Origin of the sequence: Mesorhizobium sp. ES1-1, from assembly GCF_020164785.1 — a bacterium.
Classification (GTDB): Bacteria; Pseudomonadota; Alphaproteobacteria; order Rhizobiales; family Rhizobiaceae; genus Mesorhizobium.
On record NZ_JAIUGX010000013.1, the window covers coordinates 94,814 to 115,093 of the forward strand.

General features: G+C 63.4%; 21 protein-coding genes and 1 pseudogene. 12 read left to right on the top strand and 10 right to left on the bottom strand.

The window, feature by feature from the left end:
- Positions 1-2: 2 nt before the first annotated feature.
- The 4 genes from LB513_RS21315 to LB513_RS21330 form a co-directional block, all read right to left on the bottom strand.
- Positions 3-1,328: a murein L,D-transpeptidase family protein gene (locus LB513_RS21315; protein ID WP_224665598.1), complete on the bottom strand. Its 1,326-nt coding sequence runs from the start codon at positions 1,326-1,328 to the stop codon at positions 3-5.
- A gap of 220 nt (positions 1,329-1,548) precedes the next feature.
- Complete coding sequence (locus tag LB513_RS21320; RefSeq protein WP_224665500.1) at positions 1,549-2,499, bottom strand: acetyl-CoA carboxylase carboxyltransferase subunit alpha; 951 nt, start codon at positions 2,497-2,499, stop codon at positions 1,549-1,551.
- 99 nt (positions 2,500-2,598) lie between these two features.
- Positions 2,599-3,516 carry a site-specific tyrosine recombinase XerD gene (locus LB513_RS21325; protein ID WP_224665501.1) on the bottom strand — a complete coding sequence of 306 codons (918 nt, stop codon included), beginning with the start codon at positions 3,514-3,516 and terminating at the stop codon, positions 2,599-2,601.
- Between the two features lie 17 nt (positions 3,517-3,533).
- Positions 3,534-3,686 (bottom strand): histidine kinase, encoded by a 153-nt coding sequence (locus LB513_RS21330; RefSeq protein WP_224665502.1) that lies wholly within the window; start codon positions 3,684-3,686, stop codon positions 3,534-3,536.
- A gap of 195 nt (positions 3,687-3,881) precedes the next feature.
- Here LB513_RS21330 and LB513_RS21335 point away from each other — a divergent pair, with 195 nt between their 5' ends.
- The 3 genes from LB513_RS21335 to LB513_RS21345 are packed head-to-tail and all read left to right on the top strand — an operon-like array spanning position 3,882 to position 6,512.
- A complete protein-coding gene (locus LB513_RS21335; RefSeq protein ID WP_224665503.1) occupies positions 3,882-4,493 on the top strand; it encodes a shikimate kinase in 612 nt (203 codons plus the stop codon).
- On the top strand, positions 4,490-5,626 hold the full coding sequence (gene aroB / locus LB513_RS21340; protein WP_224665504.1) for a 3-dehydroquinate synthase: 1,137 nt from the start codon (positions 4,490-4,492) through the stop codon (positions 5,624-5,626). The genes LB513_RS21335 and aroB overlap by 4 nt, the downstream gene beginning before the upstream one ends.
- 1 nt (position 5,627) lies before the next feature.
- Complete coding sequence (locus LB513_RS21345; protein ID WP_224665505.1) at positions 5,628-6,512, top strand: HlyC/CorC family transporter; 885 nt, start codon at positions 5,628-5,630, stop codon at positions 6,510-6,512.
- A gap of 30 nt (positions 6,513-6,542) precedes the next feature.
- On the opposite strand, the gene LB513_RS21350 is transcribed toward LB513_RS21345, so the two are convergent.
- Positions 6,543-6,845, bottom strand: a complete 303-nt coding sequence (locus LB513_RS21350; protein ID WP_224665506.1) for a BolA family protein — start codon at positions 6,843-6,845, stop codon at positions 6,543-6,545.
- Between the two features lie 177 nt (positions 6,846-7,022).
- Here LB513_RS21350 and LB513_RS21355 point away from each other — a divergent pair, with 177 nt between their 5' ends.
- The 4 genes from LB513_RS21355 (at position 7,023) to LB513_RS21370 (ending at position 11,712) form a co-directional block, all read left to right on the top strand.
- The gene (locus LB513_RS21355; protein WP_224665507.1) at positions 7,023-7,667 is read left to right on the top strand and encodes a J domain-containing protein; all 645 of its coding nucleotides are present in this window, start codon (positions 7,023-7,025) and stop codon (positions 7,665-7,667) included.
- 123 nt (positions 7,668-7,790) lie between these two features.
- Positions 7,791-8,777: a cobaltochelatase subunit CobS gene (cobS, locus tag LB513_RS21360; RefSeq protein WP_224665508.1), complete on the top strand. Its 987-nt coding sequence runs from the start codon at positions 7,791-7,793 to the stop codon at positions 8,775-8,777.
- Positions 8,778-8,788: 11 nt separating this feature from the next.
- The gene (gene cobT / locus LB513_RS21365) at positions 8,789-10,687 is read left to right on the top strand and encodes a cobaltochelatase subunit CobT (RefSeq protein WP_224665509.1); all 1,899 of its coding nucleotides are present in this window, start codon (positions 8,789-8,791) and stop codon (positions 10,685-10,687) included.
- Positions 10,684-11,712: an esterase-like activity of phytase family protein gene (locus LB513_RS21370; protein WP_224665510.1), complete on the top strand. Its 1,029-nt coding sequence runs from the start codon at positions 10,684-10,686 to the stop codon at positions 11,710-11,712. The genes cobT and LB513_RS21370 overlap by 4 nt, the downstream gene beginning before the upstream one ends.
- Positions 11,713-11,717: 5 nt before the next feature.
- Here LB513_RS21370 and LB513_RS21375 read toward each other — a convergent pair whose 3' ends face one another.
- From LB513_RS21375 to rpmB, 3 genes are all read right to left on the bottom strand, one after another.
- Entirely contained in the window at positions 11,718-12,389 is a 672-nt protein-coding gene (locus LB513_RS21375) for a spermidine synthase (protein ID WP_224665511.1), read from the bottom strand.
- Positions 12,390-12,391: 2 nt separating this feature from the next.
- Positions 12,392-13,072, bottom strand: a complete 681-nt coding sequence (locus LB513_RS21380) for a queuosine precursor transporter (protein WP_224665512.1) — start codon at positions 13,070-13,072, stop codon at positions 12,392-12,394.
- A gap of 161 nt (positions 13,073-13,233) precedes the next feature.
- Positions 13,234-13,530 carry a 50S ribosomal protein L28 gene (rpmB, locus tag LB513_RS21385; protein WP_224665513.1) on the bottom strand — a complete coding sequence of 99 codons (297 nt, stop codon included), beginning with the start codon at positions 13,528-13,530 and terminating at the stop codon, positions 13,234-13,236.
- A 255-nt stretch (positions 13,531-13,785) separates the two neighbouring features.
- Here rpmB and LB513_RS21390 point away from each other — a divergent pair, with 255 nt between their 5' ends.
- The 3 genes from LB513_RS21390 to LB513_RS21400 are packed head-to-tail and all read left to right on the top strand — an operon-like array spanning position 13,786 to position 16,217.
- Positions 13,786-14,574 carry a DUF3108 domain-containing protein gene (locus LB513_RS21390; protein WP_224665514.1) on the top strand — a complete coding sequence of 263 codons (789 nt, stop codon included), beginning with the start codon at positions 13,786-13,788 and terminating at the stop codon, positions 14,572-14,574.
- A 42-nt stretch (positions 14,575-14,616) separates the two neighbouring features.
- Positions 14,617-15,546, top strand: a complete 930-nt coding sequence (locus LB513_RS21395) for a DMT family transporter (protein WP_224665515.1) — start codon at positions 14,617-14,619, stop codon at positions 15,544-15,546.
- Positions 15,543-16,217, top strand: a complete 675-nt coding sequence (locus tag LB513_RS21400; RefSeq protein ID WP_224665516.1) for a lysoplasmalogenase — start codon at positions 15,543-15,545, stop codon at positions 16,215-16,217. Before LB513_RS21395 ends, LB513_RS21400 begins: the two co-directional genes overlap by 4 nt.
- Here the strand turns inward: LB513_RS21400 and LB513_RS21405 are convergent.
- Both LB513_RS21405 and gloB read right to left on the bottom strand, forming a co-directional pair.
- Positions 16,192-16,632, bottom strand: a complete 441-nt coding sequence (locus LB513_RS21405) for a cupin domain-containing protein (protein WP_224665517.1) — start codon at positions 16,630-16,632, stop codon at positions 16,192-16,194. The genes LB513_RS21400 and LB513_RS21405 overlap by 26 nt on opposite strands.
- Positions 16,633-16,654: 22 nt before the next feature.
- Positions 16,655-17,422 (bottom strand): hydroxyacylglutathione hydrolase, encoded by a 768-nt coding sequence (gene gloB / locus LB513_RS21410; RefSeq protein ID WP_224665518.1) that lies wholly within the window; start codon positions 17,420-17,422, stop codon positions 16,655-16,657.
- 161 nt (positions 17,423-17,583) lie between these two features.
- Between gloB and LB513_RS21415 the strand changes: the two genes are divergently transcribed.
- Together LB513_RS21415 and LB513_RS21420 are read left to right on the top strand one after the other, a co-directional pair.
- Positions 17,584-18,369 (top strand): class I SAM-dependent methyltransferase, encoded by a 786-nt coding sequence (locus tag LB513_RS21415; RefSeq protein WP_224665599.1) that lies wholly within the window; start codon positions 17,584-17,586, stop codon positions 18,367-18,369.
- A 52-nt stretch (positions 18,370-18,421) separates the two neighbouring features.
- Positions 18,422-20,244, top strand: a pseudogene (locus LB513_RS21420) (ABC transporter ATP-binding protein/permease).
- Positions 20,245-20,280 lie beyond the last annotated feature (36 nt).

Below are 20,280 nucleotides of genomic sequence, written 5' to 3' on the forward strand. Positions count from 1 at the left end.
CCTCAGCCGCCGAACATGCCGAGCAGCTTGTTCTTGAGCTTGGCGACCCGGCCTTCATCGGCGCTGGCCGCCTGCGTTTCGGCTTCCGGTGCCGCGGGCGCTGCGATGGTGGCGGTTGCGACCGGCGCTTCCTTGGCCTGCTTGGCTGCTTCCTTGGCTGCCACGGCCTGGGCCTTGGCTGCTTCCTTTTCGGCGATGGCCTGCGCCTTGGCGGCTTCCTTGGCCTGCTTGGCGGCCTCGATGGCAGCCAGCCTCTGCTGCTCGGCCTTCTGCTTGGCGGCCTTTTCGGCTTCGAGCGCGGCCATCTTGCGGCCGGCGGGCGAATCGATGCGGCCCATGCGGGCGGTTTCGGTCACCGTGCCGTCGGTGTTGAGCGACGGCGGCTCGATCGGCACGCGTTCGCCGCGCGCCCGGCGCTTGGACCATTCCGAAACGATGCTGGCTTCCTTGATGCCGGCGATGGTCGGCTTGGGTGCCGGAACGCTGGCCTTGAGCGCGCTGTTGAACGCCGCCTCATAGGTGCTCTGATAGGAATTGAAGGCGCTTTTCAGCGAATCAGGCTGGGTCGTCGCCGGGCAGGGGCCCGTAGGGTTGAAAGTCTGACCTTCGGCGGCGACCTGGTTGAAGACGTAGCGTTTCTCGCAGACATCGACCTTGGGCGGCACCTTGGTGACTTCGAAATTGTCGTAACCGACCTTAAGCATCTTCCAGAATTCGTAATTCGGGTCGTTGCGGTAGCGCGCCATGTTGGCAGCGGTCATGCGGAACGGGAAGGCTTGGACCTGGAACTCGGTCTGGCCGCCCTGGAAAGCGTCGCGCCCGAAGGCATAGATCTGCTCGATCTGCGCGTCGGTCATCGAATAGCAGCCCGACGACGAACAGGCGCCGTGCACCATCAGGTTCTGGCCGGTGCGGCCATTGGCGCGGTCATAGGCGTTGGGGAAGCCGATGTTGAAGGACAGGTGGTAGTTCGACCTCGGGTTCATCTGCGACGGGCGGACCGTATAGAAGCCTTCCGGCGCCTGGCGGTCACCCTCGGTGTATTTAGGGCCGAGCTTGCCCGACCATTTGCAGATGTCGTAGCTCGCCACCATGTCGTAGCGGCCATTGGTCTTGGCCTTCCAGATCTCGAGCTTGCCTTCTTCCTTGAAGATGCGGGCCATCACCGAGGAGGTCCGGATCATGCCCTTGGCCCGCATGTCGGCCAGGATCTTGTCAGGCAGCGGCTTGTTGGCTTCGGGCGCGAAATCCTTCATCGACGAATCGTTGCAACCGGCAACGACGATCGAGGCAATGATGATTCCGGTACGGGCAATCTTGGCGAACATCGACAGGCTGTGTCTTTTCTCTCGGCTCAGGCCGAAAAGGCCCTTAATCCGCATGCTGAACATCGACGGACCGTAAGCCCGTTAACCCTAATAAATTCCTTACCGCGTGCACGACCCCAGGCGGCAATTTCATTGAACCGAATGCAGCGGCATTTTTGTGGCGAAATTGTTCTTCGCGCCACATTGATCGCTTTGACCGCGCATCGCCCAGCCGACAATGCTAGAGGCTGCGGCCCATCGCCAGATATTTCTCACGACGCTGCTCGCGGAAATCGATGTTGGCGCCGGCGAACTCCTTCATCGTCCTGGCGATCAGGTCGCCCGTCGCGGCAATCACCGTTTCGGCGCCGCGATGCGCGCCGCCAAGAGGCTCGGGGATGATTGCGTCGATGATCTTCAGTTCCAGGAGGTCCTGCGCGGTGATCTTCATGTTGGTCGCCGCATCCTTCGAACGCGTCGTGTCGCGCCACAGGATCGAGGCCGCGCCTTCCGGCGAAATCACGGAATAAATCGCATGTTCGAGCATGTAGACGCGGTTGGCGGTGGCGATGGCGATGGCGCCGCCCGAGCCGCCTTCGCCGATGACGACCGAGATCGACGGCACTTTGAGGCCGAGACAGGCCGAGGTGGAACGCGCAATGGCTTCCGCCTGGCCGCGTTCCTCGGCGCCGACGCCGGGATAGGCGCCGGCGGTGTCGACCAGCGTCAGCAGCGGGATCTTGAAGCGGTCGGCGAGCTCCATCAGGCGCACCGCCTTGCGGTAGCCTTCTGGCCGCACCGAGCCGAAATTATGCTTGAGACGGCTGGCCGTGTCGGAGCCCTTTTCCTGGCCGATGATCGCGACGGGTTCTCCCCGGAAGCGCGCGAACCCGCCGACGATCGCCTGGTCCTCGCCGAAATTACGGTCGCCTGCCAGGGGCGTGAAGTCGTTGAACAGGCCCTTAATGTAGTCGACGCAGTGCGGCCGATCGGGATGGCGCGCCACCTGGACCTTCTGCCACGGCGTCAGCGCCTTGTAGGCGTCGCGCAGCGCATCGCGGGAACGCTTCTCAAGGCGGCTGATCTCGTCGCCGACATCGACCGCCTCGCCGTTCTCGGCAAGCTTCTTAAGCTCGAGGATTTTGCCCTCAAGATCCTGCACGGGCTTTTCGAAATCGAGGTAATTATACATGGATGAGCGGACCGGTAAGTCGGAAGGCGATGACTGGCGGAAGCGTTGTATCCAAGGCTCCGGGCGGCGAAAGGTCGTCTTCACATAGCGATATGAGGCCTAGTCGGCAAGCGGATGATGATCGTTGACCAGCCGCACCAGCCGCTCCTCGAGGACATGGGTATAGATCTGCGTCGTCGATATGTCGGCGTGGCCAAGCAGTTGCTGGACCGCCCTGAGGTCTGCGCCGTTTTGCAGTAGATGGCTGGCGAAAGCATGGCGCAGCACATGCGGCGATATCTTCGCCGCGGCGATGCCGGCGCGTGCCGCCAGCCCTTTCAGGTCGCGGGCAAAGACCTGGCGCGAGAGATAGCCGCTGTCCGAAGCGGCCGGAAACAGGAACGGGCTTTCGGCGAAGGCGGGATGGCTGGAGCGGGCGGCGAGCCAGGCGCGCATTGCCGTGCGGGCCTTGGCCGAAAGCGGCACCATGCGCTCCTTGTCACCCTTGCCGCGAACCATGAAGAAACGGTCGTCGCGTTGCGCCACCGTCACCGGCAGGCCAACCAGTTCGGAGACGCGCAGGCCCGTTGCGTAGAGCACCTCGACAAGCGCGTGGAGGCGCAGCGCCGCCATTCTGTCGGCGTGGCCAAGGCCGGCATCGGCGGCTTCGAGCGCGGCTCGGTCGATGAGCCGCCCGGTGTCCGCCTCGCTCATCGTCTTGGGCAGCGGGCGGCCTTTCTTCGGGCTGTCCAGCGTCCCGGTCGGGTCGTCGCCGCGCAGACCCTCGGCGTAGAGGAACTTGAAGAACTGGCGAATGGCCGACAGTTTGCGCGACTGCGATGTCGGGGCGAAACCACGCGCGGCGATGTCGTCGAGATAGGCGCGGATATCGGCGGCGCCGGCAGCGGCAAGCCCGCCATCGATCGCGCCTGAAGCGTCCTCGAGATCTCTGCGGTAAGAGGAGAGCGTGTTCTCGGCCGCGCCGCGCTCGGCGCTCATCATTTCCAGGAAGGTTTCGATGCGGGAGGCGCTGTTCATTGCGCTTGTCCTTGCATTCAGCTCTTCTTGGGGTTCAGTTTTTCGGGCGGGATGCGCACGCTGATCTCCGCCTTCCTAGGCTCGACGAACATTACCAGTGCGAACATCGTGCCATAGGCAATGCCGGCAAGGATCGCTGTTATCACCACAAAGCGAAACAGTGTCGGCATCAGATTTTGCCCGTCTTCTTGTTGTGCGTTTCAAACCCTTTGCCCTTATCGACCGGCAATCCGGCCAATTCAAGGAGCCGGCCGCCATCTTGCAATCTCAAACCTTGCCAATCCATGTCGACCGAACCCGAGCCGCGCTTGACGCAAACGGGGTTTTCATGTCGATACGCCGGCAAAGAGGGACCGAAACTTCCGATGATCGCGCACCCGGCACATCCCCCCGGCGACAGCCACGCCGCGCTGCTTGGCCAACTGGGCAACCGGTCGATAGTCTTTGTGGGCCTGATGGGCGCCGGCAAGACGGCCATCGGCCGCAAGGTGGCGACCATGCTTTCGCTGCCCTTCGTCGACAGTGACCAGGAAATCGAGAGCGTCTCGCGCATGACCGTTCCGGAACTGTTCGAACGCTACGGCGAGGGCGAGTTCAGGGCACTGGAACAGCGCGTCATCTTGCGCGTGCTGGAAAACGGTCCGCAAGTTCTGTCGACCGGGGGCGGCGCTTTCATGAATGCGCAAACCCGCGAGGCCATCGCCGCCCATGGCGTATCGGTGTGGCTGAAGGCCGAACTCGACCTATTGATGGAGCGCGTGTCCAAGAAGCAGAACCGGCCGCTCCTGAAGAGTGCCGATCCTCGCGCCGTGCTGGAGCGGCTGATGGGCGAGCGCTATCCGGTCTATGCGATATCGGACGTTACGGTGCCGACCCGCGACGACCGCAAGGAAATCATCGCCGCCGAGGTCCTGGAGGCGCTTTGCCGGCACTTCGGTATCGATGCGGTTGCTCCTGCAGGCGAGGTCGAACCGTGAGTGTCGATGCAACCGTCGTCGTCGAGGTCGGGCTGGGCGACAGAGCCTACGACATCCTGATCGGTCCGGGGCTGCTGACCCGCGCCGGTGCGGAGATTTCGCGACGGCTACCGGGCACGCGCGCGGCCATCATCACCGACGCCAATGTCGCCACCGTGCATCTCGATGCGCTGGAGGCCGGTCTGGATCGGGACGGCATCCAGGCGGCAGTCATCGTGCTGCCGCCCGGCGAGAAGACCAAGAGCTTCGCCCATCTCGAAGAGGCGGTGGATGGCGTGCTGGGCGCCAGGCTGGAACGCGGCGATGTCGTCATTGCCTTCGGTGGCGGCGTCATCGGCGATCTTGCTGGCTTTTCCGCAGGCATCGTGCGCCGCGGCATGAATTTCGTGCAGATCCCGACCTCGCTGCTGGCCCAGGTCGATTCCTCGGTCGGCGGCAAGACCGGCATCAACAGCGCGCGCGGCAAGAACCTGGTCGGCGTCTTCCACCAGCCCAAACTGGTGCTGGCCGACACGGGCGTGCTCGACACGCTGCCGATGCGCGAGTTCCGCGCCGGCTATGCGGAGCTCGCCAAATATGGGCTCATCGACCGGCCGGAATTCTTCGCCTGGCTGGAGCAGAACTGGACGCGGGTGTTCGCCGGCGGGCCGGAGCGGGCGGAGGCGATCGCCGAAGCCTGCCGCGCCAAGGCCGAAGTGGTTGCCCGCGACGAATTCGAGACCGGGGACCGCGCACTGCTCAACCTTGGCCATACTTTCGGCCACGCTTTGGAAGCCGCCACGCACTATGACGGCGCGCGTCTCGTGCACGGCGAGGGCGTTGCCATCGGCATGGCGCTGGCGCATCGTTTTTCGTCACGGCTCAATCTGGCCAGTCCCGACGACGCGGCGCGCGTCGAAGCTCATCTGCGCGCCGTCGGCCTGCCGTGGCGCATGGCCGACGTCCCAGGCGACTTGCCCGATGCCGACGCCCTGCTCGCCTTCATCGCCCAGGACAAGAAGGTGTCGCGCGGCGCGCTGACCTTCATCCTGACGCGCGGCGTCGGCCAGGCCTTCATCGCCAAGGATGTGCCGGCTTCCGAAGTGCTGTCATTCCTCAGGGACAATCATCCGGCCAACGGGAAAGCCGGCTGAGATGGATGCCGGCTGGATCGTCGTCGCCGTTCTTGCCATCCTCATCACGCTTCTCGTAGCGGTGCGCACGCGCCTGCTCGCGCTGTTCGGCTATGAGATCTCACGTATCGAGGCGCAGCGCTCCAGCCAGGACGAATTGCGCGGCGCCGTCGACGATTTCCGCCGCGACGGCCAGATGGTGCGGGAGGACCGCGACCGCGTCGGCGGCCTGTTCGACCTCGAAGAACTCGAAGTCTCCGATATCATGGTCCACCGCACCAATATGCGCTCGGTCAATGCCGACAATGCGCCGGAAGCGGTGGTGCGGGAAATCCTGCAGAGCCCGCACACCCGCATGCCGCTGTGGAAGGGCTCGCTCGACAATATTGTCGGCGTGCTGCACGCCAAGGATCTGCTGCGCGCGCTCAACGATGTCGGCAACGACTTTTCCAGGATCGATGTGATGAAGATCGCGTCCAGACCATGGTTCGTGCCGGACACGACGACATTGCAGGAACAGCTCAACGCCTTCCTGCGGCGCAAGGCGCACTTCGCCATCGTCGTCGACGAGTATGGCGAAGTCGAAGGGCTGGTAACGCTGGAGGACATCATCGAGGAGATCGTCGGCGAGATCGCCGACGAGCATGATGTGGACATTCAGGGCGTCAAGCAGGAGGCAGATGGCTCCGTCGTCGTCGATGGCACGGTGCCCATCCGCGATTTGAATCGGGCGCTCGACTGGAACCTGCCGGACGAGGAGGCGACCACCATCGCCGGCCTCGTCATTCACGAGACCCAGTCGATCCCGGAGGAAAAACAGGCCTTCACCTTCCACGGCAAGCGCTTCATCGTCATGAAGCGCGACAAGAACCGGATTGCCAGGATCAGGATCAGGCCGCTCGCATAGCCTGGCCTCGTCAATGCGGCGATCGGCCCATCACCAGCGCGTGGTCTCGCCCGGCGCTGCCGGTTCGATGGCCAGCGCATGCACGCCGGCGTTCAGTTCATCGGCGAGCAATTCGTTGACGGCGCGGTGGCGGTCTATGCGGCTCATGCCGGCAAAGGCCGCCGAAACGAGGCGGACGCGAAAATGCGTCTCGCCGGTGCCGTCATAGGCGCCGTGATGGTCGGACCCATGATGGTGATGGCCGGCATGGAGATGGCTCTCGTTGATGATGACCAGCCGGTCCGGCGAAAATGCCTTGTTGAGCTTGTCTTCCATGGTGGCCTGTATGGACATCGCCGTCTCCCTTCACCACATATCGTTGACGGATAGCCTGAAAATCCAAAGCTATGTCAAAGGCGCCGTCGCCGCCCGACAAATTCCACCATTCGGCCGCTTTATGCCGCGATTCAGCGCTAGAGCGATCCTCGTGAAAATGTCAATTCTTGTTTCGCATCTGCGAACGTCCCATAAATGGGTCAGATGAAGCCGTACCCCAAATATTTCGAGAAGATTCGCGTCCGCCCCGACAAGGAGGCCGAACTCAAGTCGCATTCGCCGATCTGCCAGTGGGATGGCTGCAAGGAGGCCGGCACCCATCGCGCGCCGGTCGGGCGCATGAAGGAGGGCGAGTATTTCCGCTTCTGCTTCGACCATGTGCGCGAGTACAACAAGGGCTTCAACTATTTCTCGGGCGTGCCCGATACCGAGGTGGCCCGCTTCCAGAAGGAAGCCATGACCGGTCACCGGCCGACCTGGAAGATGGGCGTCAACGGCGCCTCGACACGCTCCTCGCCCGGCATGGCGTCGCCCGATATGGCGCAGATGCGGTCGGGCCGCGCCGGCTACTACAATCGCATGCGCGATCCGTTCGACCTGTTCAAGGGGCCGAAGGATCCGCGCGAGACGCGCGAGCGCAAGGCCAAGCCGCTTGAGGCCAAGGCGCTGGAAACGCTTGGCCTCGACACGAAGGCGACTGGCAAGGAGATCAAGGCGCGCTATAAGGAACTGGTGAAGCTCCATCATCCGGATGCGAATGGTGGCGACAGAGGTTCGGAAGACCGGTTCCGCGATGTGCTGCAGGCTTATCGCGTGCTCAAACAGGCGGGCCTGTGCTGAGCGACCTTACGGTCGGGGCGTTTTTCCAACTTTCATAAGGTTGGAAAAGGCTCTAAGACCGCCCCCGGACAAAATCGATTGCCGGCGAAACGGGACGTTTCGCCCGTGGAGACGTTGAGAGATATGAACAAGGTCGATCGCGACATCGCCAATCTACCCGACACGACCGTGTCGGTGAAAGATAAATTCGGCTTCGAATCCAAGATGGTGGTGCCGGCCTATTCGGTGACATCGGAGCATGTTCCCGACATCGATCCGGACTATCTGTTCGACAGGGCGACAACGCTGGCGATCCTCGCCGGCTTTGCCTACAACCGCCGCGTCATGGTGTCGGGCTATCACGGCACCGGCAAGTCGACGCATATCGAACAGGTCGCCGCCCGCCTCAACTGGCCTTGCGTGCGCGTCAACCTCGATAGCCATGTCAGCCGCATCGACCTTGTGGGCAAGGACGCGATCGTGGTCAAGGACGGGATGCAGATCACCGAATTCCGCGACGGCATCCTGCCCTGGGCCTACCAGCACAATGTCGCGCTTTGCTTCGACGAGTATGACGCCGGCCGTCCGGACGTGATGTTCGTCATTCAGCGCGTGCTGGAATCGTCCGGCCGGCTGACGCTGCTCGACCAGAGCCGGGTCATTCGCCCGCATCCGGCCTTCCGGCTGTTCTCGACCGCCAACACGGTTGGTCTCGGCGACACCACCGGGCTCTATCACGGCACGCAGCAGATCAACCAGGCGCAGATGGACCGCTGGTCGATCGTTACCACGCTGAACTACCTACCGCATGACAATGAAGTCGCCATCGTGCTGGCCAAGGCCAAGCATTATCGCGACGGCAAGGGCAAGGACATCGTCAACAAGATGGTGCGCGTCGCCGACATGACGCGCTCGGCCTTCATCAACGGCGACCTGTCGACCGTGATGAGCCCGCGCACCGTCATCACCTGGGCCGAGAATGCCGAGATCTTCGGCAATATCGGCATGGCATTCAGGCTGACCTTTCTCAACAAATGCGACGAGCTGGAACGCTCGGTGGTTGCCGAGTTCTACCAGCGCGCCTTTGGCGAGGATCTGCCGGAGAGTGCCGCCAACGTGGTGCTGGGGTAAGCAGAGCCTCGATGGCGGGTCCGGGCGACAACACGCGCAACAAGTCGAAGACGGGGTCTGAAGCCGACGGCTTCAAGCGGGCCGTCACCGTCTGCATGCGCGCCATTGCCGGCGACAAGGAACTCGAAGTCGGTTTCGCCAAGGATAGGCCGGCGTTGGCTGGCAGTCGCGCGCGGCTGCCTGAACTGCCCAAGAAGGCATCCAAGACCGATATTGCGATCACCCGTGGCCTCGGCGATTCCATGGCGCTCAAACGCGCCTGCCACGACGCCCGCATCCACGCCAAGCTGGCGCCGGAAGGCAAGGCGGCCCGCGCCATCTATGACGCGGTCGAGCAGGCCCGCGTCGAGGCGATCGGCAGCCGCGCCATGCAGGGCGTCGCCGACAATATCGGCTCGATGCTGGAGGATAAATACGCCAAGGCCAATCTGGTCGACGTCAAGGACAAGGCGGACGCGCCGATTGAGGAAGCGCTGGCGCTGATGGTGCGCGAGCAACTGACCGGCCGACCGGTGCCCAAGAGCGGCGAGCGGCTGGTGGAACTCTGGCGGCCCTGGGTCGAGGAAAAGGCCAAGGGCGACCTCGAAGGGCTATCGGCCAAGCTTGACGACCAGCAGGCCTTCGCCCGCATCGTGCGTGAAATGCTCGCCTCCATGGAAATGGCCGAGGAACTCGGCGACGACCAGGAGACGGAAGATTCCGAGGACAATGACGAGAACCAGCCGCAAGGCGAGGAGCAGAGCGAGGAGGGCGGCGAAGAAGATTCCGGCTCCGAGCAGTCGCAGTCCGACGATGCCGAGGCTTCGGCCGACGACGAGCAATCGGCCGAGACGGAAGCTTCCGACGCAACCGCCGACGACCTGTCCGACGATGATGATTCGGATGCCGAGACGCCCGGCGAGGCGCGGCGCAGCGACAATCCCTTCACCAACCTGCCGAAGGAAATCGACTATAAGGTCTTCACCACCGCTTTCGACGAGACGGTCGGCGCCGAGGAATTGTGCGAGGAAGAAGAACTCGACCGGCTGCGCGCCTTCCTCGACAAGCAGCTCGCCAATCTGTCGGGCGTCGTCGGCCGGCTGGCCAATCGCCTGCAGCGCCGGCTTATGGCGCAGCAGAACCGCTCCTGGGATTTCGATCTCGAGGAAGGCTACCTCGATCCGGCGCGGCTGGTGCGCGTCGTCATAGACCCGATGCAGCCGCTGTCCTTCAAGCAGGAGCGCGACACCAAATTCCGCGACACGGTGGTGACGCTGGTGCTCGACAATTCGGGCTCTATGCGGGGCCGGCCGATCACCGTTGCCGCCACCTGCGCCGACATACTGGCGCGCACGCTGGAGCGCTGCGGCGTCTCGGTCGAGATCCTCGGCTTCACAACGCGGGCCTGGAAGGGCGGCCAAGCGCGCGAAAAGTGGCTGAAGGACGGCAAGCCGCCGAACCCGGGCCGGCTCAACGATTTGCGCCACATCATCTACAAGTCTGCCGACCATCCGTGGCGGCGGGCCAGGCGCAATCTCGGCCTGATGATGCGTGAAGGTCTGCTCAAGGAAAACATCGACGGCGAAGCGCTGCTATGGGCGCATAATCGGCTGATTGCCCGGCCCGAGCAGCGCAAGATCCTGATGATGATCTCGGACGGGGCGCCGGTCGACGATTCGACGCTTTCGGTCAATCCGGGCAATTATCTGGAACGCCATCTGCGCGCTGTCATCGAGCTGATCGAGACGCGTTCGCCGGTCGAGCTGCTGGCCATCGGCATCGGGCATGACGTTACGCGCTACTATCGCCGGGCCGTCACCATCGTCGATGCCGAGGAACTGGCCGGCGCAATGACCGAGCAGCTGGCGTCGCTGTTCGCCGAGGAAAGCGCCAAGGATACGCGACGCGGCGGCATGCGTCGGGCCGGATGAGCTTTCCACGCGGCGGCTTTCGGCGAACGGCCGTCGCCGTCATCGCGCTGCTGGCGGTCGTGGCTTGGGCGCCAGCCGTATCCGCTGGATCGACTCCGGTAGAGCCGATCGAGGTTTCGGCACGTCCGATCACCGAATTCCATATCGGGCATTCAGACAAGCAGTTCGGTCCGCTCGAATTCGTCGGCGGGCTGGAAACGACGTCGCCGTCGCGCGATTTCGGCGCGCTCTCGGCCTTCCGGTTTCTGAAGGCGGGCAGCGATTTCATCGGCGTTGCGGACACGGGATACTGGTTCTTCGGCACGCTGGCACGCGATGCAGCCGGCAGGCCGGCGGGCATTCGGAACTTCCGGATGCAGCAGATGGTCGACAAGGCCGGCCTGCCGATCGACAAGAAATCACAAGCCGACGCCGAAGGTCTGGCGGTCAAGGATGGCATCGCTACCGTTGGTTTCGAGCGAAACCACCGTGTCGCCCAGTACAGGATCGATCCGGCCGATATGAAGGCGTCGTATCGGCAACTGGATTTCCTGGTCCCGGCGCGGGAGTTGCGGCAGAATCGCGGCTTCGAAACCGTCGCTCATGCCAATGCCAATGGTCAGCACCAGGGCGGCCTGGTCGTGGTGTCGGAGAAGAGCCTGGACAAGGCCGGAAACATCTATGCGGCCATCATCCAGGGGCCGCACAAGGGCACCTTCACCGTCAAGCGCAATGGCGATTTCGACATTACCGACGGCGCTTTTCTGCCGGATGGCGACCTGCTTCTGCTGGAGCGCAGTTTCTCGATGATCGGTGGCGTCAAGATGCGGCTGCGGCGCATCTATGGAGAGAGTGTCGAGAAGGGCGCCGTGGCTGACGGGCCGGTGCTGCTGGAGGCGGATATGGGCTACCAGATCGACAATATGGAAGCGCTCGACGCCTGGACCCGCGACGATGGCGCGCTGATGGTGTCGCTGCTCTCAGACGACAATCATTCGATCCTGCAGCGCAACCTCTATCTGGAATTCATCCTGCACCAGGATTGATCTGATCAATTTCTGGTGGCGATCCAGATGACATGGCGCGCGCCGCGCTTGCCGTTGGCGCGTGTGTTGATTTCCTCGACGGCAAAACCCGCCTGCTTCAGCCGCCGCGCGAATCCACTGTCGGGCCCTTGCGACCAAACCGACAGCACGCCGCCGGGTTTCAGCGCGCCGCGCGCTTCCGCCAGCCCCCGCGCGCTGTACAGTTGATCGTTGGATCTGTGGACTATGCCTTCGGGACCGTTGTCGACATCGAGCAGGATGGCGTCCCATGCCGCGGGCCGCGACCGGATCAAGTCGCCGACGTCGGTCTCCTTTATGGTGACGCGCGGATCGTCGAGACAACCGCTGAACAGGTCGCCCATAGGCCCGCGCGCCCAGGCGACGACGGCCGGGACCAATTCGGCCACAACGATGCCGGCCTGATCGCCCAATTCGGCGAGGGCAGCGCGCAGCGTGAATCCCATGCCCAGCCCGCCGATGAGGATCCGCGCCTGCCGCTTGCTCGCAATCCTTTCGCAGGTCAGTCTCGCGAGGGCTTCCTCTGAACCGCTGAGGCGGCTGTTCATCAGCTCATTGGTACCGAGCATGATCGAGAATTCGGACCCGCGCTGCTTGAGGCGAAGCTGCCGCGCGCCGTCCGGGGTCGTTGCGGAATCGAGCTCGACCCACGGGATCATGGTCAGGCCGCAACTGCCGGCTGACTCCAGCGCGCCGCAAGCAGCCGATAGGGGATCAACGCCACGACTGCAATGATCAGCTTGACCGAGAGATCTCCCAGCGCCCAGGATACCCAGCGCATCGCATCGATATGGAAAATGCCCATCAGGGGCGCCGTCTCAAGCGCGAAACTATCGCTCGGCCCGGCAAAGGCAAAGGCAGCGGAGAATGCGACGGTGAAAAAGACGACGGTGTCGAACACCGAGCCGACCAGCGTGCCGACGATCGGCGCCCGCCACCAGCTCTGTCGGCGCAGGCGATTGAAAACCATAACGTCGAGCAATTGTGCGCAGAGGAACGCCGCGCCGGACGCAGCCGCGATGCGCACGAGCCGGTCGGCCGCGGTCTCGAACTCGATCAGGCCGTGGCGGAACAGGAAGGGTGGGACAAGGACCGAGCAGATCACCGCCGTCATGAAGCCCACAAAGACGATCCTGCGCGCCACAGTCGGCCCATGGCGGCGGTTGGCGAGGTCGGTGACCAGGAACGAGAAGGGGTAAGTGAACGCACCCCAGGTCAGCAGATCGGCCAATGAAAGCCCGCCGATTTGCCCCTGCAGTGGGAACTGTACGAGAATGTTCGACGCCACGACGACAAGCGCCATGGCGGCCACGAAGGGCAAGTAGCGCGAGAAGGATTTCATTTTTTTATCCTGGGTAATGGAACCAGCCGAGCGTCGTTCCGGACCCGGATCACGCCTGCTTATTGTTGGGCATCGGACCTTCCAGCCTTAGCAGCTTCGATCCGATGCCCAAAGGCCAACGAGAGGTTGGCCAGGCGGTCGTCCCCCGCCTTAAACGATTGTCAGGCCGCGACCTGCTCGGCGAGCTTCTTGGCGATCTGCTTCTTCAGCAGGCGTGCGCGCTGCGACAGTTCCTTGACGTCGGCCTTGGCCAGGAACGCGTCGAGGCCGCCGCGGTGCTCGACCGAGCGGAGCGCGTTGGCTGAAATGCGCAAGCGCACATTCTGGTTCAGCGCTTCGGAAATCAATGTGACGTTGACGAGGTTCGGCAGGAAGCGACGCTTGGTCTTGTTGTTGGCGTGGCTCACATTGTTGCCGGACATGACTGCCTTGGCAGTGAGTTCGCAGGTGCGGGACATGGTTCTAACCTTCAGTTCTCGGGGCTTGCCAACCGTTGTGCCCACGCCGGGTGGCGCGCGGTTCTGGTCAGGCGGCCTTATGGAAAAGTTGGCGTTCCATAGTTGCATTTCGCCGGGGCGTCAAGCTCCGGCTTGGCCACAGAAACGCCTGGCGTTTCATATTAAGGTCGGAATTCGCCGTATAAGCGGTCCCATAGGGACACGCCGGTCCGGAGTTGCCCCACCTCCGGTCGAACCAAGGATCCGATCCGCGCCATGCCTCGTTTGTCTCAAGCCCTTGCCGTCGCACTGGCGATCGCTTTGCCGTCCGCCGCTTCGGCTGCCTCGCCGCAGTCGTTCAAAGGCGAATACACGGTATCCTTCCTCGGTCTCTCCATAGCGAGGTCGACGTTCTCGAGTCGGTATGAAAACGGCGCCTACACGATCAACGGTACGGTCACAGCGGCGGGCCTCGCCAAGCTGTTCGACGACACGCGCGGCACGATTTCGTCCAAGGGCGCGATCTCCGGCAAGAAGATGGTGCCCCAAGCGTTTCGAGCCGATTACACGTCCGGCAAGAAGGTCTCCGCCATCGACATCCGCTTTGCCAACGGCACCGTGACGTCGACCAAGGTCCTCCCGCCACCGGAGAAGCGCGACCCCAAGTCCTGGGTGCCGATCGGCGCCGGCGACCTTGTATCGGTGCTCGATCCGATGGCCGCTACCGTCATCCATGCCGACAGTCTCGACCAGGTTTGCGGTCGCACGGTGAAGTTCTATGACGGCGAGATGCGTGGCAACCTGACGTTGACATACGATTCCAAGGGTACGATCGCTGTGCCGGGCTACAAGGGCGACACCGTGACCTGCCGTATGGGTTTCGAGCCAGTGGCGGGTTATCGCAAAGGCCGCAAGGCGCTTAACTATCTCAAGAATAAAAGCCGCATTATGGTGACGTTTGCGCCGCTCGGCCAAACCGGCGTATATGCCCCGATCCATGCCACGGTCGGAACGCAGATCGGCACTTTGACCATCAGCGCCGGACGTTTCGAAGCAGTGCAATAGGCGCACCTCTACAGGCAGAACAGGTGCGCCGGTGGAGAGGCAATGGGGCGCGCAACACTGATCGGCTTCTCGGCGGTTGCCATGTGGGCAATGCTGGCGCTGCTCACCGATGCGTCGGGCCAGGTGCCGCCATTCCTCTTGTCGGCGATCACCTTCTCGATCGGCACGGGGGTGGGTCTGGTCGCACGGTTGTTCATGCAGACTCGCGACGACCGCGAGAAAATTCCACCGCAGGTCTGGCTTATCGGCATTGCCGGCCTGTTCGGCTACCATTTCTTCTACTTCACCGCGTTGCGAAACGCTCCCGCCGTGGACGCGAGCCTGATCGCTTATCTGTGGCCGCTGCTGATCGTTCTCGGTTCGGCGTTGATGCCGGGTGAGAAACTAGCCTGGAACCATGTCGTTGGCGCGCTGCTGGGGCTTGCCGGCACCGTGCTGATCGTCACCAGGGGCGGCGCACTGGCGTTCGACGCGCGCTACGCCTTCGGCTACGCAATGGCGGCCGCCTGCGCCGTGCTTTGGTCGGCCTATTCGCTTTTGTCGCGGCGGTTCCCGTCGGTGCCGACCAGCATCGTCACCTGGTTCTGCGCGGCGACCGCAGGTCTGTCGCTCGCCTGCCATATGGCGCTAGAGGAAACCGTGCTGCCTGTCGGCGCAGGCCAATGGCTGGCCGTTCTGGGCCTTGGCCTCATGCCCGTCGGTTCTGCCTTCTACGCGTGGGATATCGGCGTCAAGCGGGGCAACATACAGGTGCTTGGCGCCGCCAGCTACGCCGCGCCGCTCTTGTCGACGCTTGTGCTGATCGCGGCGGGCGTCGCCGAGCCGTCGCTGCGCATCCTCGCCGCGTGCGTGCTGATCACCGGGGGAGCCGCCCTGGCGGCGAAATCGCTGTTCCTGCGCAAGCCGGGATCGGCGGGAGCCGGGGCATCCGGAGACGGAGCCGGGGCATCCGAACACAGAGCCGGGGCATGACGTTGCCGTTTCCGGGCGGCATTGATGCCAACGCCAATGCGACGCTGATCTTTTCGCTGGTGGCGGCGGTGATCTATGCCTTCACGCTGGGCGCTTCGCCTACACTCGCCCGCACGGCGGCCAAAACGCTCGCCGTGGCGATGCTTGCCGTGCTGGCGGCGATGCAGGGCGGCCCCACGCTGCTGGTCGCCGCGCTTGCGCTCAGTGCCGTTGGCGATGCTTTCCTGTCGCGGGACGCCGAGAAGGCGTTTGTCGCGGGGCTGGCCAGTTTTCTTGTGGCCCATTTCGTCTACGTCGCGCTGTTCCTGCGTGGCGGCGGCGGGATCCAGGTGTTTGTCGCCGAACCCTGGCATGGGGCCATCGGGTTGGTGATGCTGGTTTTCGCCGTCGTCATGCTGGCGGCGTTGTGGCGTCGCATCGGTCCCGGCCTGCGCGCCCCGATCACCGTCTACGTCGTGGCAATCCTGGCGATGGGCTTATCGGCGCTGACGACGGAGAATGTCTGGGTTATTGCGGGTGCGCTGTTGTTCATGGCGTCCGACGGACTTCTCGCGACGGAGAAATTTCTCCTACCGCCGATCTCGCCGCACCGTAGCTGGATGCGCTTTGCCGTGTGGGTGCTGTACTACGCCGCCCAGCTGCTGATCACTCTTGGGTTGTTGCCAAGTTAGGCTGCCAGCCCGGTTCGGCCAGTTCGAAGGCAGCGAAATCAAACCCCGGCGCAACCGTGCAGCCGACGAGCGTCCATTCGCCCAGGCTGCGCGCCGATTGCCACCACCCGGCGGGTACGACGATCTGCGGCCGTTCGCCGGCGGCGAACTCGATGCCCAGGACCTGCTCGATCACCGCCGCCCCTTCTTCCCACATCGACAAAGCCAGTGGAGCACCGGCGTGGAAATGCCAGACCTCGGCGGCATCCTTGACCCGATGCCATGCCGAAACCTGATGATCTTCCAGGAGGAAATAGATCGCCGTCGAATGGCCGCGCACCCCGCCTGCCTCATCGCGAAACGTCTCCGCGTACCAGCCGCCTTCCGGATGCGGCTTCAGTCCGAGCGTTGCTATGATTTCTGCGGAACTTGTCATGAGGCCTACGAGATCAGCCGCATCAGAAATTGTCCTTGCGCTTGCGAATTTCGGCGAAAACCTCGGCGTCCAAGGCTTTCTCCAGCCCAAGATGCCTGCGGATCGCCGGGTCATGCCACCGCAGGAAGGGATTGGTCGACAGCTCCTCGCCGATCGTGGTCGGCAGTGTCGGCTTGTTGTCCGCCCGCAACGCCTCGATCCTGGCGGCACGCTCTTTGAGCGCCGAGTTGGTTGGGTCGACGCTTAGCGCGAAACGGGCGTTGGCGAGCGTGTACTCGTGACCACAATAGACGACCGTGTCGGCCGGAAGCGCCGCGAGTTTCTTCAACGAGTCATACATCACCGGCGGCTTGCATTCGAACAGCCGCCCGCAGCCGAGCGCGAACAGCGTGTCGGCGGTGAACGCGACCTTGGATGCCGGCAAGTGATAGGAGACATGGCCGGCAGTGTGGCCGGGCGTGGCTATCACCTCGATGCGCTCACCCCCGAGATAAACAACCGAACCTTCCGCGACGGTCTCGTCGATGCCCGGGATCCTTGCCATTTCCGCTTCCGGGCCGATGATGCGCAGTTTGAAACGTTCTTTGAGCGTCAGATTGGCCTCGACATGGTCCACATGGTGATGCGTGGTCAGGATCATTGTCGGCGTCCACCCGGTGCGTTTTATAGCGGCTAGGATGGACGCTTCCTCGGGGGCGTCGATGATCGCGGTCTGGCCGCTTGCGGGGTCACGGGCGAAAATGCCGAAATTGTCGCTTCGGCACATGAATTGTTCGATTTCGACCGGCATCGCGTCTCTCCACTGTCGTGGCAGACATAGTGCGCTCGCGCGCCGATGTCATCCCAGGAGATTGCAGATGTCGCGCCATGCGATGTCGACCGCATTGAGGGGTGGACGGCCCCACGGATGCCTTTGTTGAAACCGGTCAATATCGCGGCTACATCCTTGGCATGCATTCCGACATCGTCGATCTTCGCACCTTCTATTCGACAGCGCTCGGCCGGTTTGCCGAGCGTTCGATCAGCATGGCGTTGTCCTCGATATGGGCGACAGTGCCCAACGAACGGCTGGTCGGGCTAGGCTACACCTTGCCCTGGCTGGAGCGGTTCGGCACGGACGCCGAGCGCGTTTTCGCCTTCATGCCGGCCACGCAGGGCGCGGTTGTCTGGCCTGCGAATGGCCCGACGGCGACGGCACTGGTTTTCGATGAGGAACTGCCGCTGGTCGATTCCTGTATCGACCGCATGCTGCTTGTCCATTCGCTCGAACATGTCGAAAACCCGCGTGAAACGCTGAACGAGATTTGGCGGGTGCTGTCGCCGGCTGGACGCATCGTTATCGTGGTGCCCAACCGGCGCGGGGTCTGGGCACGTTTCGAGCATACGCCGTTCGGCAATGGTCGGCCTTTCTCGCGCGGCCAGTTGACCGAATTGCTGCGCGAGGCGAATTTTACGCCGGCATCCTGGTCCGATGCGCTGTTTTTCCCGCCCTCGCGTCGGCGGTTCATGATGCGGATCCACAATGTGCTCGAACGCGCGGGCAGGCGTCTATGGCCGATCTTCTCGGGGGTCATCGTCGTCGAAGCGCAGAAGCGACTCTACCAGGGCGTTCCTGCTGCCCAGCGCGCTTCGCGCCGCGTCTTCGTGCCGGTGCTGTCGCCACATGGCGCTGCGCGGCTCGGTCGCCAGGCCGGGGCGGATGCTCTCCCAACGGCCGTGCCGGCGATTGCCTCGTGATGACGGCAAGGACCCTCCGGTTTCATCAGCAATGAACGCAAGGACTTCGGGCATGGCTGGTCAACCGGACACTCACGGCAGCGGTCAGCCCGCCGGCGTAGCCGTCGAAGCCAGCAGCCTGCGCGACCAGGTGGCGACGATTAGGCGAGGCCTGGCGGGATCGCCAGTTCGCAACACATTGCTGTGGATGTCCGCGGCCATCATGGCCGTCATCATCGCGACGTCGATCGGCCAGGTTCTGCTCAACCGATGGAACCAGCCATTCTACGACGCGCTGGCGCGTCGCGACATGGCGGCTTTCCTGCATCAGCTTCTTGTGTTCGCGGTGATCGCCGGCGGACTCCTGGTGCTCAACATCGGCCAGACGTGGCTAAACCAGATGATCCGGCTGACGCTGCGCAAGGCGCTCACGCTGGACCTGATCGACCAGTGGATGCGGCCCGCGCGGGCTTTTCGCCTCGCCAACGCGGGCGCCATCGGCGTCAATCCCGACCAGCGCATGCAGCAGGATGCCGCCCATCTCTCGGATCTGTCGACGGATCTGGGCGTCGGTCTGCTGCAATCATGCATCCTGCTGGTGTCTTTCGTCGGCGTGTTGTGGGAGCTGTCTTCCGGCTTCGTCTTCCACATCGGCGGCACGTCGCTGGCCATACCGGGCTACATGGTCTGGGCCGCCATCCTCTATGCCGGCACAGCGTCATGGCTGAGCTGGCTGGTCGGCCGGCCGCTCATTGTGCTCAACAGTGACCGCTACACGCGCGAGGCGGAGCTGCGCTCGTCGATGGTGCGCGTCAACGAGAATGTCGATGCCATCGCCTTGTATCATGGTGAGGCCGACGCCAGGCGGCGGCTTGATCTCGACCTCGACACGGTGCTCGGCGCGATGCGGCGCATCTACGCCGCCCAGATCAATCTGTCCTGGGTGACCGATACGTATGGCTGGATCACCGTGGTCGCGCCGATCCTGGTTGCATCGCCGGTCTATTTCTCGGGCGATATAAGTTTTGGAGGACTGATGATGGCGGTCGGGGCCTTCAACCAGGTCCACTCCTCTCTGCGATGGTTCATCAACAACATCGGCGGCATCGCCGATTGGCGCGCCACGCTGATGCGCGTCGCCGATTTCCGAATAGCGCTGGACGAAACCGACGTGCTGCACGACACGGAAAAGCGCATCGCCTTCGGTGAAAATGCGAGCGGCATCCTGAGCTTCGAGCAGCTCGAAGTGGCTTCGCCGGAAGGATGCACGAGGCTGGCCGACGATCATGTCGAGATCCATGCCGGAGAACGCGTCATGATCACCGGAGAGCCGGGCGCGGGCAAGACGCTGTTCTTCCGCGCCATTGCGGGCCTGTGGCCATGGGGGAGCGGGCGGATCGGCCTGCCGGCGGGGAAACCCCTGATCTTCGTGCCGCGGGTGCCATATTTCCCGGCCGGCACGTTGCGCGAGGTGCTCGACCACCCGAACGGGCCGGCACCGACGAGCGATGCCCACATCACGGCAGTGCTCGCCGAAGTCGGGCTCGACCGCCTGTCGGCTTCGCTCGACCGGACAGGACGCTGGGATCATGAACTGAGCGATGATGAGCAGCGGATGCTGGCCTTTGCCAGGCTCGTCTTGCGGCAACCGAAATGGCTGATCATAGACGAGGCGATGGATGCGTTGGACGGGCCCTCCTTGCGGCGCGTGCTAGCGATGCTGGCTAAGCGCTTGCCGGATGCCGCAATCCTCAACATCGGACGCGGCCAGCACAACAGCCAGTTCTTTCCGCGCGCCTTGACCATCGTCAAAATACCGGCGCATCCGCCCTCAAACCTGCCCGCCTCAGGGCCGGCGCGATAGAGCCGCCGCCCCATCCTGTCCGCAGGAAATAGGCGGATGCCTGATACGCGGCTCTCGTCTGCCAATCC

Excerpts from the sequence above, each read along its gene's own strand:
- LB513_RS21390 (WP_224665514.1), top strand. The coding sequence starts at position 13,786 with ATGCCTCGTTTGTCTCAAGCCCTTGCCGTCGCACTGGCGATCGCTTTG.
- LB513_RS21325 (WP_224665501.1), bottom strand. The coding sequence starts at position 3,516 with ATGAACAGCGCCTCCCGCATCGAAACCTTCCTGGAAATGATGAGCGCC.
- LB513_RS21335 (WP_224665503.1), top strand. The coding sequence starts at position 3,882 with ATGATCGCGCACCCGGCACATCCCCCCGGCGACAGCCACGCCGCGCTG.
- LB513_RS21355 (WP_224665507.1), top strand. The coding sequence starts at position 7,023 with ATGGGTCAGATGAAGCCGTACCCCAAATATTTCGAGAAGATTCGCGTC.
- LB513_RS21395 (WP_224665515.1), top strand. The coding sequence starts at position 14,617 with ATGGGGCGCGCAACACTGATCGGCTTCTCGGCGGTTGCCATGTGGGCA.
- LB513_RS21370 (WP_224665510.1), top strand. The coding sequence starts at position 10,684 with ATGAGCTTTCCACGCGGCGGCTTTCGGCGAACGGCCGTCGCCGTCATC.
- rpmB (WP_224665513.1), bottom strand. The coding sequence starts at position 13,530 with ATGTCCCGCACCTGCGAACTCACTGCCAAGGCAGTCATGTCCGGCAAC.
- LB513_RS21375 (WP_224665511.1), bottom strand. The coding sequence starts at position 12,389 with ATGATCCCGTGGGTCGAGCTCGATTCCGCAACGACCCCGGACGGCGCG.
- LB513_RS21320 (WP_224665500.1), bottom strand. The coding sequence starts at position 2,499 with ATGTATAATTACCTCGATTTCGAAAAGCCCGTGCAGGATCTTGAGGGC.
- LB513_RS21350 (WP_224665506.1), bottom strand. The coding sequence starts at position 6,845 with ATGTCCATACAGGCCACCATGGAAGACAAGCTCAACAAGGCATTTTCG.
- LB513_RS21330 (WP_224665502.1), bottom strand. The coding sequence starts at position 3,686 with ATGCCGACACTGTTTCGCTTTGTGGTGATAACAGCGATCCTTGCCGGC.
- LB513_RS21380 (WP_224665512.1), bottom strand. The coding sequence starts at position 13,072 with ATGAAATCCTTCTCGCGCTACTTGCCCTTCGTGGCCGCCATGGCGCTT.
- gloB (WP_224665518.1), bottom strand. The coding sequence starts at position 17,422 with ATGCCGGTCGAAATCGAACAATTCATGTGCCGAAGCGACAATTTCGGC.
- LB513_RS21415 (WP_224665599.1), top strand. The coding sequence starts at position 17,584 with ATGCATTCCGACATCGTCGATCTTCGCACCTTCTATTCGACAGCGCTC.
- LB513_RS21315 (WP_224665598.1), bottom strand. The coding sequence starts at position 1,328 with ATGTTCGCCAAGATTGCCCGTACCGGAATCATCATTGCCTCGATCGTC.
- LB513_RS21345 (WP_224665505.1), top strand. The coding sequence starts at position 5,628 with ATGGATGCCGGCTGGATCGTCGTCGCCGTTCTTGCCATCCTCATCACG.
- cobT (WP_224665509.1), top strand. The coding sequence starts at position 8,789 with ATGGCGGGTCCGGGCGACAACACGCGCAACAAGTCGAAGACGGGGTCT.
- LB513_RS21400 (WP_224665516.1), top strand. The coding sequence starts at position 15,543 with ATGACGTTGCCGTTTCCGGGCGGCATTGATGCCAACGCCAATGCGACG.
- LB513_RS21405 (WP_224665517.1), bottom strand. The coding sequence starts at position 16,632 with ATGACAAGTTCCGCAGAAATCATAGCAACGCTCGGACTGAAGCCGCAT.
- cobS (WP_224665508.1), top strand. The coding sequence starts at position 7,791 with ATGAACAAGGTCGATCGCGACATCGCCAATCTACCCGACACGACCGTG.